The 15413-nt window shown below is 66.9% G+C and carries 16 protein-coding genes; 13 read left to right on the forward strand and 3 right to left on the reverse strand.

Annotated elements, in window-relative coordinates:
- Positions 1 to 147 precede the first annotated feature (147 nt).
- The gene (locus tag MasN3_RS02075; RefSeq protein WP_281911868.1) at positions 148 to 1080 is read right to left on the reverse strand and encodes a LysR substrate-binding domain-containing protein; all 933 of its coding nucleotides are present in this window, start codon (positions 1078 to 1080) and stop codon (positions 148 to 150) included.
- A 109-nt stretch (positions 1081 to 1189) separates the two neighbouring features.
- On the opposite strand from MasN3_RS02075, the gene MasN3_RS02080 reads away from it, so the two are divergent.
- Positions 1190 to 2416, forward strand: a complete 1227-nt coding sequence (locus MasN3_RS02080) for an HD-GYP domain-containing protein (RefSeq protein ID WP_370662325.1) — start codon at positions 1190 to 1192, stop codon at positions 2414 to 2416.
- 10 nt (positions 2417 to 2426) lie between these two features.
- Here the strand turns inward: MasN3_RS02080 and MasN3_RS02085 are convergent, their stop codons facing one another.
- The gene (locus MasN3_RS02085; RefSeq protein WP_281911873.1) at positions 2427 to 2603 is read right to left on the reverse strand and encodes an SDR family NAD(P)-dependent oxidoreductase; all 177 of its coding nucleotides are present in this window, start codon (positions 2601 to 2603) and stop codon (positions 2427 to 2429) included.
- Between the two features lie 73 nt (positions 2604 to 2676).
- Here MasN3_RS02085 and MasN3_RS02090 point away from each other — a divergent pair, with 73 nt between their 5' ends.
- Positions 2677 to 3282, forward strand: coding sequence for a 2-hydroxychromene-2-carboxylate isomerase (locus MasN3_RS02090; protein ID WP_281911874.1), 606 nt, complete (start codon positions 2677 to 2679; stop codon positions 3280 to 3282).
- Here MasN3_RS02090 and MasN3_RS02095 read toward each other — a convergent pair.
- Positions 3279 to 4316 carry a GGDEF domain-containing protein gene (locus tag MasN3_RS02095; protein WP_281911876.1) on the reverse strand — a complete coding sequence of 346 codons (1038 nt, stop codon included), beginning with the start codon at positions 4314 to 4316 and terminating at the stop codon, positions 3279 to 3281. The two genes, MasN3_RS02090 and MasN3_RS02095, sit on opposite strands and share 4 nt — an antisense overlap.
- 375 nt (positions 4317 to 4691) lie before the next feature.
- On the opposite strand from MasN3_RS02095, the gene MasN3_RS02100 reads away from it, so the two are divergent.
- The 11 genes from MasN3_RS02100 (at position 4692) to MasN3_RS02150 (ending at position 15393) form a co-directional block, all read left to right on the forward strand.
- Positions 4692 to 4880 carry a Flp family type IVb pilin gene (locus MasN3_RS02100; RefSeq protein ID WP_281911878.1) on the forward strand — a complete coding sequence of 63 codons (189 nt, stop codon included), beginning with the start codon at positions 4692 to 4694 and terminating at the stop codon, positions 4878 to 4880.
- 62 nt (positions 4881 to 4942) lie between these two features.
- Positions 4943 to 5464 (forward strand): A24 family peptidase, encoded by a 522-nt coding sequence (locus MasN3_RS02105; RefSeq protein WP_281911880.1) that lies wholly within the window; start codon positions 4943 to 4945, stop codon positions 5462 to 5464.
- Positions 5465 to 5576: 112 nt separating this feature from the next.
- Complete coding sequence (locus MasN3_RS02110; RefSeq protein ID WP_281911882.1) at positions 5577 to 6962, forward strand: ATP-binding protein; 1386 nt, start codon at positions 5577 to 5579, stop codon at positions 6960 to 6962.
- On the forward strand, positions 6959 to 7822 hold the full coding sequence (gene cpaB / locus MasN3_RS02115; protein WP_281911884.1) for a Flp pilus assembly protein CpaB: 864 nt from the start codon (positions 6959 to 6961) through the stop codon (positions 7820 to 7822). The genes MasN3_RS02110 and cpaB overlap by 4 nt, the downstream gene beginning before the upstream one ends.
- A gap of 26 nt (positions 7823 to 7848) precedes the next feature.
- Positions 7849 to 9417 carry a type II and III secretion system protein family protein gene (locus MasN3_RS02120; protein ID WP_281911886.1) on the forward strand — a complete coding sequence of 523 codons (1569 nt, stop codon included), beginning with the start codon at positions 7849 to 7851 and terminating at the stop codon, positions 9415 to 9417.
- A 15-nt stretch (positions 9418 to 9432) separates the two neighbouring features.
- The gene (locus tag MasN3_RS02125; protein WP_281914609.1) at positions 9433 to 9705 is read left to right on the forward strand and encodes a hypothetical protein; all 273 of its coding nucleotides are present in this window, start codon (positions 9433 to 9435) and stop codon (positions 9703 to 9705) included.
- 46 nt (positions 9706 to 9751) lie between these two features.
- Positions 9752 to 10927, forward strand: coding sequence for an AAA family ATPase (locus MasN3_RS02130; RefSeq protein WP_281911889.1), 1176 nt, complete (start codon positions 9752 to 9754; stop codon positions 10925 to 10927).
- Between the two features lie 29 nt (positions 10928 to 10956).
- Entirely contained in the window at positions 10957 to 12303 is a 1347-nt protein-coding gene (locus tag MasN3_RS02135; RefSeq protein ID WP_281911890.1) for a CpaF family protein, read from the forward strand.
- Positions 12304 to 12312: 9 nt separating this feature from the next.
- The gene (locus MasN3_RS02140; RefSeq protein WP_281911891.1) at positions 12313 to 13290 is read left to right on the forward strand and encodes a type II secretion system F family protein; all 978 of its coding nucleotides are present in this window, start codon (positions 12313 to 12315) and stop codon (positions 13288 to 13290) included.
- 34 nt (positions 13291 to 13324) lie between these two features.
- The gene (locus MasN3_RS02145) at positions 13325 to 14266 is read left to right on the forward strand and encodes a type II secretion system F family protein (protein WP_281911892.1); all 942 of its coding nucleotides are present in this window, start codon (positions 13325 to 13327) and stop codon (positions 14264 to 14266) included.
- 17 nt (positions 14267 to 14283) lie between these two features.
- The gene (locus MasN3_RS02150; RefSeq protein ID WP_281911893.1) at positions 14284 to 15393 is read left to right on the forward strand and encodes a tetratricopeptide repeat protein; all 1110 of its coding nucleotides are present in this window, start codon (positions 14284 to 14286) and stop codon (positions 15391 to 15393) included.
- Positions 15394 to 15413: the final 20 nt, after the last annotated feature.

Consider the following 15413-nt stretch of genomic DNA (forward strand, 5'->3'; position numbering starts at 1 on the left):
TGGCTGCCGGGTAGGCAGGGCGGATGGAACGGGGTCGCGGTAGCGACAGGAGTGCTAGGGCACTTTTATTCGCGTGGAGTGTAGGCAGTTGGCCGCGCCAGGGCCAATAGGAAATGCGGATGGGGGTATAAGAAAATCTGATGACCGTTATGTGGTCAAGCGCGCACCCGGCCAGGCGCCGCGTTCGCACAGGTCTTCGGTCACTTCGCGCACCAGCTTCGCGATGGCCGCTGCCGCATTCGTCAGCGGGATATTCCGCGAGGCGCACAGGGTCACGCGGCGCGTCACCGCCGGCTCGCCCACCGGCCAGGCCGCCATCGCGCCGCGTTCGATGTCGGCCAGCAGCGGCGCGACCGGCAGAAGGGTGGCGCCCAGGTCGGCCAGCAGGGCGGAGCGCAGGATGGCGATCGAATTAATTTCCAGGATCGTGCCGAGCGCCAGGCCGGCCCCCTGCGCCGCCTGCTCGACCAGCGGCCGCACGCCGTGCTGGCGCGCCGGCAGGATCAGGGTGCTGGCCAGGGCTTCACGCAGGCTCAGCTTGTCCGTCACGGGCGCGAAATCCGAGCCGGCCCGGCAGATGAACATCAGGTCTTCCTCGACCAGCGCCGTCGCGGTGAAATGCCCGGCCGGGGCCTGGTCGAACAACACCGCCAGGTTCAGGCGGCCCGACTTGAGCTGTTCGGTGAGGCTGCCCGAGATTTCTTCGGTCAGCTGCAGGGTGATTTCCGGGTACCTGGCGCGGGTGGCCTTCAGGAGCGGCAGGGCCAGGGCGCCCGAAATACTGTGCGGCAGGCCGAGCGACACGCTGCCCGAAGGGCGTGTGGTCGACTGGACCACCGCCGCGCGGGCATCGGCCACCTGCTTGAGGATGGCCTGGGCGTGCTCATAGAAGATCTTCCCGGCGTCGGTGCTGACCACGCCATGGGCCGAGCGATGCAGCAGTTGCGCCCCCAGTTCCTCTTCGAGCTGGCGCAGCTGCTGGGTCAGGGCCGGCTGTGCCACGTGCAGGACCAGCGCGGCGCGCGACAGCGAGCCATGGTCGACGATGGCGACAAAATACCGGAATTGACGAAGTTCCATCTATTAAGGATGTGTTTGGTAAGCAACAATCAATGCTTCTGTGTAACAGAATTGTTATACTGCACTGCGGCCGACTGGCGCCGACATTATTACAGAGCAGAGTAGTGACATGTTGAAAAAGGTGGATGCTTCACAGCTGAAGGTCGGGATGTTCATCCACGATCTCGATTGCGGCTGGATGGACCATCCCTTCATGCGTAACCGTTTCGTGCTGACCACTGAGGACGAAATCCTCAAGATTCGCAATGCGCGGATCCACGGCGTCGTCATCGATTGCAGCAAGGGCCTGGACGTGGACGATGCGCCGACCCTGGCGCAGGCCGACGCCGCCACGGAAGCGGAGGTGACGGCCATCGCGACCAAGCCGCTGATCGTCACCCGCGTTTCGCTGGGCGAAGAGCTGGCCCGCGCCGCCAACATCCGCAGACAGGCCGCCGGCCTGGTGCGCACCGTGATGGCCGACGCCCGCCTGGGCAAGGCCGTGGAGCTGGACAAGGTGGGGCCGGTCGTGGAGAGCGTGACCGAATCGATCCTGCGTAATTCCGGCGCGCTGCTCGGCCTCCTGCGCATCAAGAACAAGGACGACTACACCTTCCTGCATTCGGTCAGCGTGTGCGCGCTGCTGGTCGCGTTCTGCCGTTCGCGCAAGATGGACGAGGAAACGATCTACCAGGCCGGCCTGGGCGGACTGCTGCACGACACCGGCAAGGCGCTGGTGCCGGACAGCATCCTGAACAAGCAGGGCCGCCTGAGCGACGAGGAATACGGCATCATCAAGCGCCACCCGCGCGACGGCTACGACATCCTGGTCAAGACCCCGGAGATCGGCCCGATCCCGCTCGACATCACGCTGCACCACCACGAGCGGCGCGATGGCAGCGGCTATCCGGACCAGCAGGCCGAGGGCGCGATCAGCGAACTGGCACAGATGGCGGCGATCGTCGACGTCTACGACGCCATCACCTCGGACCGCTGCTACCACAAGGGCATGCCGGCGGCCGAAGCGCTGCGCAAGATCTACGAATGGAGCAAGTTCCACTTCAGCCCGACGCTGGCCCAGGAATTCATGCGCTGCGTCGGCATCTACCCGGTCGGCACCCTGGTGCTGCTCGAATCCGGCCGCCTGGGCGTGGTGATCGAGCCGCACGAAACCAGCCTGCTCACGCCGAAGGTCAACGTCTTCTTCAGCACCAAGAGCCAGGGCTACATCAAGCCGCAGACCCTCGACCTGTCCAAGCCGCTCGGATTTGGCGGCGGCGACAAGATCCTGCGCCACGAGTCGGCCGAGAAGTGGAAGGTCGATCCGCTGCGCTTCATGCACATCGCCGACTCCTGAACGCCGGCGCCTACAGCCCGCCCGCGCAGCGCAGCGTCGTCCCGGTGACGTAGGACACTAGCGCCTGCGCCGCCGCTTCGTCATGGCGGTAGTTGACCGCCACCGCATGGCCCCTGGCCGCGGCCTGCCTGGCGATGGCGGCACCGATGCCGCGTCCGGCGCCCGTCACGATCAGTACCCTGCTCATCCCGGACACTCCTGTTGTAGCGGCAGGCGAGTGCCTGCATACTCTTCACAGACTATACCAAGCGAGGAAGGCCATGCACCCACCCATCGAATACTGGTTCGAGTTCGGCAGCAACTACAGCTACCTGTCGACCATGCGCATCGAGGCGCTCGCCCGTAACGCCTGCGTGCCGCTGCACTGGAAGCCCTTCCTGCTCGGGCCGATCTTCCGTGAACTCGGCTGGCAAAGCTCGCCCTTCGTCGAGCAGAAGGAGAAGGGCGAGTACGTCTGGCGCGACATGGCGCGCCGGGCCGCGAAATACGGCCTTCCTTTCACCAGGCCCTCGTCCTTTCCACGCCGGGCCCTGCTGCCGATGCGGGTCGCGCTGCTCGGCGCGCGGCAGCCCTGGATGGGTGAATACTGCCGCCGTGTCATGCTGCGCAACTGGTCCGATGACGCCGACATCGACGACGCCGCCACCGTGCTGGCGGCGCTGGAGGGACTGGTGGCCGACCCAGGGGCAGTCCTGCGCGAGGCGGAAGGGGAGGCCAACAAGGCCGCGCTGCGTGCCCAGACCGAGACCGCGCGCCGCCTGGGGCTCTTCGGTGCGCCGAGCTTCATCGTGCAGGGAGAGCTGTTCTGGGGCGACGATCGCCTCGAAGACGCCCTCGCATTCGCGCAGGGCGTACCGACGCCCTAGAAGAACTCGGCGGTGTCGTTGGTGGCGATGGTCTGCAGCAGGCCGTTCGCCACCAGTTCCTCGTAGTGACAGGCGCGGTTGCGGCCGTTGGTCTTGGCGAAGTACAGGGCCTGGTCCGCGTGACCCAGGGTCACGACCGGCGAATCGGTGGCGCCGATGCTGGTGAAGCCGACGCTCACCGTGACGCGGCCTACCTGCGGGAACACGTGCGCTTCGACGTTGGTGCGGAAGCGGTCGATGATCTTGCGGGCATTCTCCAGCGTGGTCGAGCGCAGCAGCACCACGAACTCCTCGCCGCCGAAGCGGAACACGCGGTCCTGCGAACGGAACGAGGATTGCAGCAGGTTCGCGACCAGGATCAGCACTTCGTCGCCGTACAGGTGGCCGAAGCGGTCGTTCACCAGCTTGAAATGGTCGACGTCGACCACGGCCAGCCACTGCTTTTCCTCGGCACCGTGCTGGCGCCGCTCCGGCTGGCCCGGCACCAGGGGTTCGCTGTCGCCGCTGTGCAGCATGCGCGCCAGCTGGTCGTCGAAGGTCTTGCGGTTCAGAAGGCCGGTAAGCGAGTCGCGCTCGCTGTAGTCGAGCAGGTTCTGGAAGTTGCGGTAGACGCTGACGATCCCGCTGATCGTATGGATCGATTCGGCGGTGAAGCCTTGCGCGTGCACGATCTCGAGGCAGGTATCGGCCTTGTCGCCGAACCAGATCGGCAGCCACAGGCGGCGCAGGCCGTCGCTGCCTACGCCCTCGGCGCGCGAATCATGGTGTTCGAGGCAGTGCGCCAGTTCGGGAAAGGCCGCGAGCGGCTCGCCCGGGCTGCCGCCGTCGTGCTGCTCTTCCGGGCAGGCGACGCCGCCGGCGCGGATGCAGGCGCGCGAGCGAACGAATCGCTGGCCGCAGACCGTCGCAATGCTCAAGACGCGGGTCTGCAGCGCGCCCGCCAGTTCCTGTACCGCCGAAATCACGGAGATGTCGAGCATCGTGTGATCGCGGTGGCCAGTCATGTCCACCATGTGTCGCAGCAGGGAATCCATGTCGGTTTTTTCAGAAACGCAGAGAAACTGAGTCACGCAAGAGCACGGCCGGGTTGGTACTACGGCTGCCGCTTTTTTAGGCGGGCAAGAGAAACAGCATAAAGTGTTTTTGTATAGGAGGCAACTATTCTTAACAATATTTATCTTTTTGATGCGAGGAAAGCGATGAAGACGGAGGTTCGCTTGTGGATGCGCAAGTCGCTGAGGAAATAGAGATTTCCACACGGCAAACTTGCCGGGCATCAACTTGCCGTGGGCACTATTCGGTACAGTGAACTCACTGACAGACGCAGTCGGAAGCAGCACAAGACGGGGCCCCGTCTGTCAGTAAGACTCGGTAGTAGAAGTCCTCTCAACCACTAGAAGGAGTTTGTCATGAGCACCATTACCTCCGCCATCAAGAACTTCATTGCTGACGAAGAAGGTGTGACCGCGATCGAGTATGGTCTGATCGCAGCCCTGATCGGTGTCGCCATCGCGGCAACCGCCGCCACCGTCGGCACCGATATCAAAGCGGCGTTCGAGTATATCGCCCAGCAGCTGCCCGATAACCCGGGCCAGTAATCTCGGTCGCCCCCCGGAGCCAAAAGCCCCGGGGGGCTTTTTTTTTCGAAGAGGAGCACATCATGCCTGTCGCAGCCTACCTCGACACGCTGCTGTTGCTGCTGGTGGTGGCCGCAGCGATCAATGACCTCTCCACCCGCCGCATTCCCAACCTGTTGCTGCTGAGCGGACTGGCCGGCGCACTGGCCCTGCACGCGCTGTCGCCAGACCCCGGTCCGGCACTGCTCGATGCGCTCAAGGGTGCGCTGACCGGTCTGCTGGTCTTCCTGCCCTTCTATCTGGCCCGCGGCATGGCGGCCGGGGACGTCAAGATGATGGCCACGGTCGGCGCCTTCATCGGCCCGGGGCCCGCCTTGTACGTCGCCATCCTGGCCTGGTGCGCGGGCGGAGCGATGGCGCTCGCTTTCCTCATTTATCGCCGCCAGCTCGGACTGGCGCTGACCAACATGTGGAGCATCGTCAGGCCAGCACTGCTGAGGCTACCCGCAGTGCCCGTGGAGGCGCGTGCAAGCACCGGTTCGATGCCGTATGGCTTGGCGATTGCGGCCGGCACAATTTATCTGTTGACAGGCCGTTACGCTTGACTTTTCCATCTAGTCATCTTCCTTGGCGGACATCAAGCGCGAGGAAATGGTCGATGGCTAGAATCAATTTAACAAATGTAAGAAATATCCGGATCTAGCAGGAGGTTTCCCCATGGAAGCGTTATCGGCGTCTACGCCAGCCGTCCCCTGCGGGCATCCGGCAGCGGCATCCCACGACGCATTCGAGAGCGAGCGCGTGCCGGTTCTGCCGCGCCAGCCGCGCACCCTACGCGACACCGGCCTCGAGCCGCGCTTCGTCACCGCCCTGGTGGTCAAGGCCATGCATGCGAGCGGCAAGACCGCACTGTCGGTCCTCACCGGCCGCCTGCACCTGTCGATCGGCGTGGTGCGCGAAGTGCTCCAGGGTTTGGTCGCCGAGCAGCAGGCCGAAGTGGCGTGGTGCGGGGAGTCCGATATCGACGTGCATTACCAGTTGACCGCCTTCGGCCAGCGCGCGGCCGCGGAATACCTGGCGGAGTCGCGCTATGTCGGCCCGGCTCCGGTAACGCTCGACGCCTACCGCACCGTGGTGCAGCACCAGTCCTTGCGCCAGCCCGACAGCCTGCGCATCACGCCCGCCGGGCTGCAGGCTGCGCTGGCGGACGACAGCATCGAGCCCGCGGTGCGCGAACTGCTGGGCGCCGCACTGCATTCGCAGCGCCCGATGATGCTGTACGGCCCGACCGGCAGCGGCAAGACCACGCTGGCCCGCAAGCTAATGCGCCTGCACCAGGACCCGGTGGCCGTGCCTCATGCGGTGCTGGTCAAGCACGAGATCGTGCGGATCCACGATCCGTCCCTGCATCCGGCGCCGCTTCAATCCCGTATGCTGGAAGACCGGCGTAGCGGCGACGCGCGCTGGGCGCTGTGTCAGCGCCCGCTGGTGCATACCGGGGCCGAACTGGCGCGCGACATGCTCGAGCTGCACCGCGATGCCCCCAGTGGCGTCTTGCGCGCGCCGCCGCACCTGCTGGCCAACAACGGATTGCTGATCCTCGACGATATCGGACGCCAGCGCGTGCCGGCCGACGATGTGCTGTATCGCCTGCTCGGCGCGCTCGAGCGCGGCACCGACGACGTCGCCATGCCTGGCGGCGCAACCCATGCGCTGCCCTTCGACGTGTCGCTGGTGCTGGCCACCAGCCTGGTCCCGGAGTCGGTGCTGGACGAGTCCTGCCTGCGCCGCATCGGTTACCGGATTCCGGTCGGCCCGCTGTCCGAGATGGCTTACCGTGCGCTGTTGCGACGCCAGTGCCTGCTGCTCGGCATCGACGCCGACGAAGGCGCGATCGACTACCTGATCAATGAATTGCACCGCCGTACCCGGCGTCCGCTACTGGCAGCCTTGCCGCACGAGCTGCTCGGCCGGATCGCCGATTTCGCCGGCTTTGCCGGCCGCGTTCCGCGTGTCGACGTGGATAGCGTGGCCCAGGCCTGGAGCAGCCTGTTCGGCGCCATGGCGGCGCTGGAATCAAGCAACCTGGGAGAAATCCAATGAAGAACAAGCGTGCCGTGATCGTGATGGCGCTCGCGATCCTGTTCGGTCTTGCCGCCGTGGTGCTGGCCTCGCGTTGGCTCCTGACACAACCTTCGGCAAGCGCCAGCCACATCGTCGTGGCGGCGACAGACATCAACATCGGACAGCGTTTGACGCCCGAGATGCTCAAGCTGGTCGAATGGCCGGCCGACAGCGTGCCGAAAGGCGCGTTCAAGGACCCGCAGAAGCTCGGCGGCCGGGTGCTCAAGAGCAGCATCCTGCTTGGCGAGCCGCTGAGCGAAGCCAAGCTGGCGCCGGTGGGCACCCTGGGCGGCCTGTCGGCCCTGATCACCGAGGGCAAGCGCGCCATCACGGTGCGTGTGAACGACGTGATCGGCGTGGCCGGCTTCGCGCTGCCCGGCAACTACGTGGACATCATCGTCAGCACCGAGACCGACGCGCAGCCGCAGACCGGGACAGGCCGTGACCGCACCATCTCCAAGATCGTGCTGGAACGGATCCTGGTGCTGGCCGTGGCCCAGGAAGTCAACCGGGACGAGACCAAGCCGAAGGTCGTGAACGCCGTCACGCTGGAAGTGACGCCCGACCAGGCCGAGAAGCTCGACCTGGCGCGCAGCGTCGGCACGCTGTCGCTGGCGCTGCGCAACCAGGTCGACCCCGCCCCGGCCGACACCGTTGGCGCCACCAAGGACAACCTGCTGCCGAAAGCGGAATTCCCGTTGCGGCCGGTGGCGATGCCGGTGCGGGCGCCTCGGCCGCGTACACAGGCCCCGCGGCCCCCGCAGGCCGCTCCGGCGCCGGCCCCGCGTGACTGCGTCAAGGTCATCAACGGCCTGCATGCCTCGCAGGAATGCTTCTGACCCCTTACCGACTCGGGATGCTTGCCATGAACAGACGCTTCTACTTCGCACCGCTCGCGGCAGGCCTGGCGCTCGCCACCGCCATGCCGGCCCACGCGGACCTCGCAGCCTCCAAGACTGCCAAACCAGCCGATGCCGCCGCCAAACCGCTCGCGGCCGGCGCCAGGCCCGCCGCCGCAGCCGGCGGCTGTACCGGCGAAGCGGCGCGGCCCGCCACCTTGACGCTCAACATGGGCAAATCGACCATGCTGCGCCTGCCCGAACGGGTCGTCCACCGCAGCGTCGGCAATCCTGCCGTGGTGCAGGCCATGCTGGTGGCGCCGGACACGCTCTACATCGCCGGCGTCGACGTGGGCAGCACCAATATGATCGTGCAGGGGAAAAGTGGCCTGTGCAGCGTGGTGGACATCGTCGTCGCGATGGACCCGGTCGCGCTGCAGGCGACCTTGGCCGCCGCCATGCCCGAGGAGAAAGACATCCGTGTGCTTGCGGCCGCGGATTCGCTGGTGTTGACCGGCACCGTCAGCGACACCGGGGCGATCGCCCGTGCGATGGAACTGGCCAGCGCCTACGTGCGGCGCCCGGTGCGCGCGGTGACGGCCGTCGCCGAGAACAATGCCACCGACGGCGTGATCGCCGTCGGCAACGGCAACGCCAGCGGGAGCTCGTCTTCCGCCGCGACGCGGGTGGTCAACCTTCTCAGCGTCAGCGCGCCGCAGCAGGTGCAGCTCGAAGTGAAGATTGCCGAGGTGTCGAAGACGCTGCTCGAGCGGCTCGAAGCCAGCACCCGCATCAGCTTCGGCGGCGGCAGCTGGACCAGCACCCTGGTGTCGAATTTCCTCAGCGGCCGCGTGTTCCCTGGCGATGAGGCGTTTCAGACCAGGGGTGGGCGGCATGGGCGGCTGCTGGCCGACGCCAGCAAGCAGGACAGCCTGGTGCGCGTGCTGGCCGAGCCGAACGTGCTGGCCATCAGCGGCCAGGAAGGCAGCTTCCTGGCCGGCGGCAAGTTCTACATCCCGGTGGCCCAGGACAACAACAGGATCACGCTCGAAGAAAAGGAGTTCGGCGTCGGCCTGCGCTTCACCCCGACCGTGTTGTCGGGCGGCCGCATCAACCTGAAGGTGGCGCCCGAGGTATCGGAGCTGTCGCGCGAAGGGATCGGCATCAGCGCCGCCGGCATTACCGGCAACGCGATCCTGCCGCTGGTGACCACCCGCCGCGCCAGCACCACCGTGCAGCTGTACGACGGCCAGAGCTTCGCCATCGGCGGGCTGGTGCGGAACAACCTGGTGGCCAACCTGGACGGCTTGCCGATGCTGAGCGAAGTGCCGGTGCTGGGCGCCCTGTTCCGCAGCACCGACTACCAGCAGGACCGCACCGAACTGGTGTTCGTGATCACCGCGCGCCTGGTCAAGCCGATTCCGGGCGCCGGCTACGAGCTGCCGACCGACAAGGTGGGCATCCCTTCGCGCGGCAGGGTGCTGCTTGGCGGCCAGCTCGAAGGCGCCGCGCCGGCCGTGAGCACCGCCGCCGCATCCACCCCGCAGGTGCCGGCGCCCGCGGCGCAGACCGCCGGCGGCTTCGAACTCAAATAGGAGGCTAGCGTGAACATGACGAAGCGATTGATGGCACTGGCGCTGCTCGGCGCCTGCCTGCAGGGCTGCGCACAGACCAGCCCCCGGTTCGACCGGGAGTTCGGCAGCGCCACGCGCGCCAACCTGGCCGCCCAGGTGCTGGACCCGGCGGCGGCGGCCAACAGGAATCCCGCCACCGGCATCGACGGACGCGCGGCCAAGGGAGCGCATGACCGTTACCAGCGCAGCTTCGCCCAGCCTGAAAGCCCGCCGCCGTCCTTCTTCATCAACACCGGCGGCGGACGTTGAGCGCCTTCCATTCAACCCGAACCGATGTGCCAGCAACGAGGAAGCCATGAAAGCGCTACTCATCAGCCGCGACAGCCAGCTTTATGCGGAAATCGCCTCCCAGGGCGCCGCCCGCGTGCCGCCGCTGAACCTTGGGTCGATCCGCGCCAGCCTGCGCGAGGCGCTCGACCGGCCCGAGGTCGATCCACCCCAGCTGGTTATCGTCGACGCGACCGACACCGAGCCTTCCGAAGCCGCGCTGCTCGAACGCCTTGGCCGTCAGTATCCGGAAGCGCACCTGATGCTGATGACCGACCAGCACCAGCCGGACCTCCTGATCCGCGCCATGCGCGCCGGCGTGCGCGAGGTGCTGCAACTGCCGCTGGTGCACCGCGCCTTCCACGAGTCGATGGACCGCATCTCGGCGGCGGCCGGCGTCTCGGCCCTGCGTGACGGCAAGGTCCTCGCCTTCATCGCCTGCAAGGGCGGCAGCGGCGCCACCTTCATCTCGACCAATTTCGGCTATGCGCTGGCCACGCTGGCCGCCAAGAAGGTGCTGTTGATCGACCTGCACAGCCAGTTCGGCGATGCTGCGCTGTATGTGTCCGACCAGAAGCCGTCGATGACCCTGTCCGACGTCTGCGCGCAGATCGGACGCGTGGATGGCCAGTTCCTGGAAAACTGCGTGGTGCACGTCACCCCTGGCTTCGGCGTGCTGGCGGCGGCCGACGACCCGGCCCATGCCAGGGAAGCCAAGCCGGAGCACATCGACACCATCCTGCGCGTCGCGCGTCAGCACTACGACTATGTGCTGCTCGACGTCGGCCGCCAGATCGACGCGGTGTCGTTGCGGGCGCTCGACGTCACCGACACCATCTACCCGGTGCTGCAGCTGGCGCTGCCCGATATCCGCGACGCGCGCCGGCTGCTCGACATCTTCCGCTCGCTCGGCTACGTGCTGGACAACATCCGCCTGATCGTCAACCGCTACGAAAAGGGCGGCAAGCTGCGCCTGCAGGACCTGCACGGGGCGCTCGGCTGTGAAGTGGTGCATACCTTCCCCAATGATTACGTCGCCGTCACCGATTCGGTCAACCAGGGCGTGCCGGTGCTGCAGCTGTCGCGCTCGAGCGCCGCGGCGCGCAGCCTGGCCGACATGGTCGAGCTGGTGACCGACCGCCGCGTCCAGGAAAGCAAGGGTCTGTTCGACCGCCTGTTCGGACGCAGCGATTCCGAAGACTGAACGAAACCAAGGACGAAAAGGAGCCTCTGATGTCCCTACGCGAACGCCTTGCGAGCTCCAGCCAGGAACGCCAGCCCGGCGTGGCGGTGCCGGAGGCTGCCAACCACGCCTACCAGGAGCTCAAGAAACTGATGCACCAGATGATCCTGGACCGCATCGACCTCGAACGCCTGAAGCGCCTGACCGCCGAGCAGTTCAAGCACGAACTGGCGCTGCTGATCCAGCGCATCATCGAGGAAGAGCGCATCGTGCTGAACCAGCACGAGCGCCACCATCTGGTGCTCGACATCCAGCACGAGATGCTCGGTTTCGGCCCGCTCGAACCGCTGCTGAACGACCCGACCGTCTCCGACATCCTGGTCAACACCGCCAGCAAGGTGTATGTCGAGCGGCGCGGCAAGCTCGAACTCACCGACATCAGCTTCCACGACAATGCCCACCTGATGAAGATCATCGAGAAGATCGTCTCGCGCGTGGGTCGCCGCGTGGACGAGTCGAGCCCGATGGTCGACGCGCGCCTGCCGGACGGCTCGCGCGTCAACGCGATCATCCCGCCGCTGGCGGTGGACGGGCCGCTGCTGTCGATCCGCCGCTTCGGCGCCACGCCGCTGACGGTGCAGAACCTGCTCGACTACAAGAGCATGACGCCGCCCATGATCAAGGTGCTGGAAAGCCTGGGTGTGGCCAAGGTGAACATCCTGATCTCGGGCGGCACCGGCAGCGGCAAGACCACGCTGCTGAACCTGATCTCCGGCTTCATCCCGGCCAGCGAGCGCATCGTCACGATCGAGGACGCGGCCGAGCTGCAGCTGCGCCAGCCGCACGTGGTGCGTCTCGAGACCCGTCCTCCCAACATCGAAGGCAAGGGCGAGGTGACCCAGCGCGCGCTGGTGCGCAACGCGCTGCGCATGCGCCCCGACCGCATCATCCTGGGCGAGGTGCGCGGCGCCGAAGCCCTCGACATGCTGCAGGCGATGAACACCGGCCACGAAGGCTCGCTGGCGACGATCCACTCGAATACCCCGCGCGATGCGCTGTCGCGGCTGGAGAACATGGTCAGCATGGCGGGCGTGAACCTGACCGCGCGCGCGATCCGCCAGCAGATCGTCTCGGCCGTGACGGTGGTGGTGCAGGCTTCGCGCCTGACCGACGGTACGCGCAAGGTGGTCAGCCTGCAGGAAATCACCGGCATGGAAGGCGACATCATTTCGATGCAGGAGATCTTCCGCTTCGAGCAGCTCGGGGTCGAGGCCGACGGCAAAGTGCGCGGCCGCTTCAGCGCCACCGGGGTCCGTCCGCGTTTCGCCGACCGCCTGAAGATGTTTGGCGTGCCGGTGCCGGAGGATTCCTTCGACCCCGACCGGATCTTCGACTGAGGAGGCGGCATGGACGCGCTGTTCTACGCATTCGTGGTATTCCTGTTCGCGGCCTCGGTCCTCGCGATCGAGGGCACCTATCTGTGGTGGATGGGCACGCACGGCACGGCGGCGCGGCGCATCGCCCGCCGGCTGCAGGTCATGTCCGGCTCACCGGGGCGCAGCGGCGAGAGGATCTCGATCCTCAAGCAGCGGCCCTACAGCCGCAACCCCTCGTTCGACAGGCTCCTGCACCGGATCCCGCTGGCGCACCGGATCGATGCGCTGCTGGTGCAGTCCGGCGCCGGCACCACCGTGGGCCAGTTCCTGGCCTGGTCGCTCGGCTGCATGGCGGCGTTCGGCCTGCTGTCGCTCGGCCTGTCGCTGCCTGCGCCGCTGCGCATGGTGGCGGCCGTGTTCGGGCTGTGCGTGCCGTGGATCCTGCTGCGCCGCGCGCGCCAGCGCCGGCTGCGGCGCATCGAGCAGCAGCTGCCCGACGCCGCCGACTTCATCGCACGCGCCCTGCGCGCCGGCCACTCCTTCACCAACGTGCTCCAGATCGTCGGCAACGAGCTGCCGGAGCCGCTCAGCGGCGAGTTCCGCATCGCGCGCGAGGAAATCAACTATGGCGTGCCGATGAACGAAGCGCTGCACGGGATGGCTGCCCGCATCCCGCTGACCGACCTGCGCTACCTGATCATCGCGGTGCTGATCCAGCGCGAATCGGGCGGCAACCTGGCCGAGATCCTGGGGAACATCAGCCAGATCATCCGCGCCCGCCTGAAGCTGGTGGCGCACGTGCGCGTGCTGTCGGCGGAAGGGCGGATGTCGGCCTGGATCCTGAGCTTGCTGCCGTTCGCGGTGCTCTGCCTGATGCTGCTGACCAACGCGAAGTACGTCAGCGTCCTCTGGACCGACCCGATGGGCCAGCGCATGCTCTGGAGCTGCGTGGTCCTGCTCGTGATCGGGGTGATCTGGCTGCGCAACATCATCCGTATCCGTATCTGATTCCGGCCCGCGCTGGCGTTTTCCAGAGGTGACCATGACATCTTCCCAGTTGACCTTCCTGCTCGTCGTCCTGTGCGTCGTCCTCGGCCTGGCCTGGCTCGGACTGGTCCTGTTCGCGCCGCTGGCCCTGCGCGAGCGCCTGCGGAAGTTCCTCGGCACCGCGGAGCAGAGCCAGCTCGACGCCGGCGGCGGCTGGGTCGAGCGCGTCGCCAGCGTGGCCAAGCCGCTGACCAAGCTGTCGATCCCCGAGGAGGGCTGGGAGAAGTCGACGCTGCGCACGCGCTTCATGAATGCCGGCTGGCGCAACCCATTCGCCCCGACGCTGTATTTCGCATCGAAGACCTGCCTGGCGCTGCTGCTGCCGACGGTGGTGGCGCCATTCGCGCTGATCTACGGCACCGCGCTCAACGGCGGGCGCCTGCTGGCGCTGCTGCTGGTGGCGGCCTCGCTCGGCTACTACCTGCCGAACATCGTCCTGGAGCGCATCGTGCAGCGCCGCCGCCGCGATATCTTCGAGACCATCCCCGACGCACTGGACCTGCTGACGGTCTGCGTCGAAGCCGGCCTGAGCCTGGAGCGCGCGCTGGTCAAGGTGGCGGGCGAAATCCACATCAAGAGCGTCGTGCTGGCACAGGAACTGCAGCTCGTGCTGATGGAAATGCGCGCCGGCTTCAGCAAGGAGAGGGCGCTGCGCAACTTCGCCCTGCGTTCGGGCGTCGAGGACGTCGACACCCTGGTGGCCATGCTGATCCAGTCCGAACGCTTCGGCACCAGCGTCGCCGACTCGCTGCGGGTCCAGTCCGACAACCTGCGCCACAAGCGGCGCATGCTGGCCGAGGAGTGCGCCGCCAAGATCGGCCTGAAGCTGCTGTTCCCCCTGATTTTCTGCATTTTCCCGATGCTGATGGTGGTGCTGCTCGGTCCTGCCGGGATCCAGATCTCGCAGACCCTGCGGGCACTGCCCGGCGCGCACTGAACACGAAGGAGTTCGACATGCCACACCTCACCCTTATCGCACGCCTGGTGCTGCTCTGTGCCGGCGTCACCCTGGCGGCCTGCGCACCGATCGGCGGCCGCCCGGTCTTCGACCGAACCGTATCGGCAGCGGACGACGCCTACCTTGCCGGCCGCAACCACCACCTTGCGCGCCGCTACGACGAAGCGCGTGCCGCCTACCAGGCTGCGCTCCAGGCTGCCCCAGGGCACGTGAATGCCCGCAACGGGCTGGCGACGCTGTACGCGGAGCAGCGCGAGTTCGCCACCGCGATCGCGCTGTGGCGTGCACTGACCGAATCGCTGACCCTGTCGTCCGGTCCCGGCAAGGCCTACCTGTTCAGCAACCTCGGGCATGCCCATTTCCTCAACGCCGAGTACGACGATGCGCTGGTCGCGCTCGAGAAGGCCTGCCTGCTCGACCCGCTCAACCACCGTTCCTGGCAGCTGCTCGGCGAAACCTTGCGCAAGCTCGGACAGGAAGAGCGCGCGCAGCAGATGCTGAGCCAGGCCGAGGCCTTGCTCGCCCACGACCTGCGCGCCGACTATGCCGCTGCCGGCAGCCCGCCCCGGGTTGCGGCGATCGAGCGCGCGCTTAAGACGCCGGCGCGCGAGAAGGCGGGCTGGAGCCAGGTGCAGCTGGTTGCCGGTGCGGATGGCATGCTGGAGCTGCGGCGCGGCCCGACACCGGCAAGCCCGTCCGCGCCGGCGCGGCTGCCGGAACCGGCCCCGGGGCCACCCGCGCCGGCGGGGAACGCTCCGCTCATCGCACTGGTAGAGATGCGCAATGGAAATGGCGTGTCAGGCATGGCGCGCTCGCTGGCACGCCAGGTCGATACCAAGGGACTGAAAGTGACGCGCCTGTCGCACCAGAAGGGCTTCGGCGTGCGCCAGACCCGCATCGAATACGAGGCGGCCTACCGCGAGGCTGCCGAACGCCTGGCCAATCGCTTCGGCGGCGCGCAGCTGCAGGAGGTGGCGAGCTGCGCCCCCGCCAACCTTCGCGTGGTGCTCGGGCGCGACCTGGCCCGCCGCGGGTTTGCCCTGCGCCCGACGGTCCCGGCCGGGAATGCGGCAGCACCGGTACTGGCATTGAACAAACCTGACTGAAAAAAGGTCCGTTTGCACGT

Source organism: Massilia varians, assembly GCF_027923905.1.
In the GTDB taxonomy this organism is placed as follows: domain Bacteria; phylum Pseudomonadota; class Gammaproteobacteria; order Burkholderiales; family Burkholderiaceae_D; genus Telluria; species Telluria varians_B.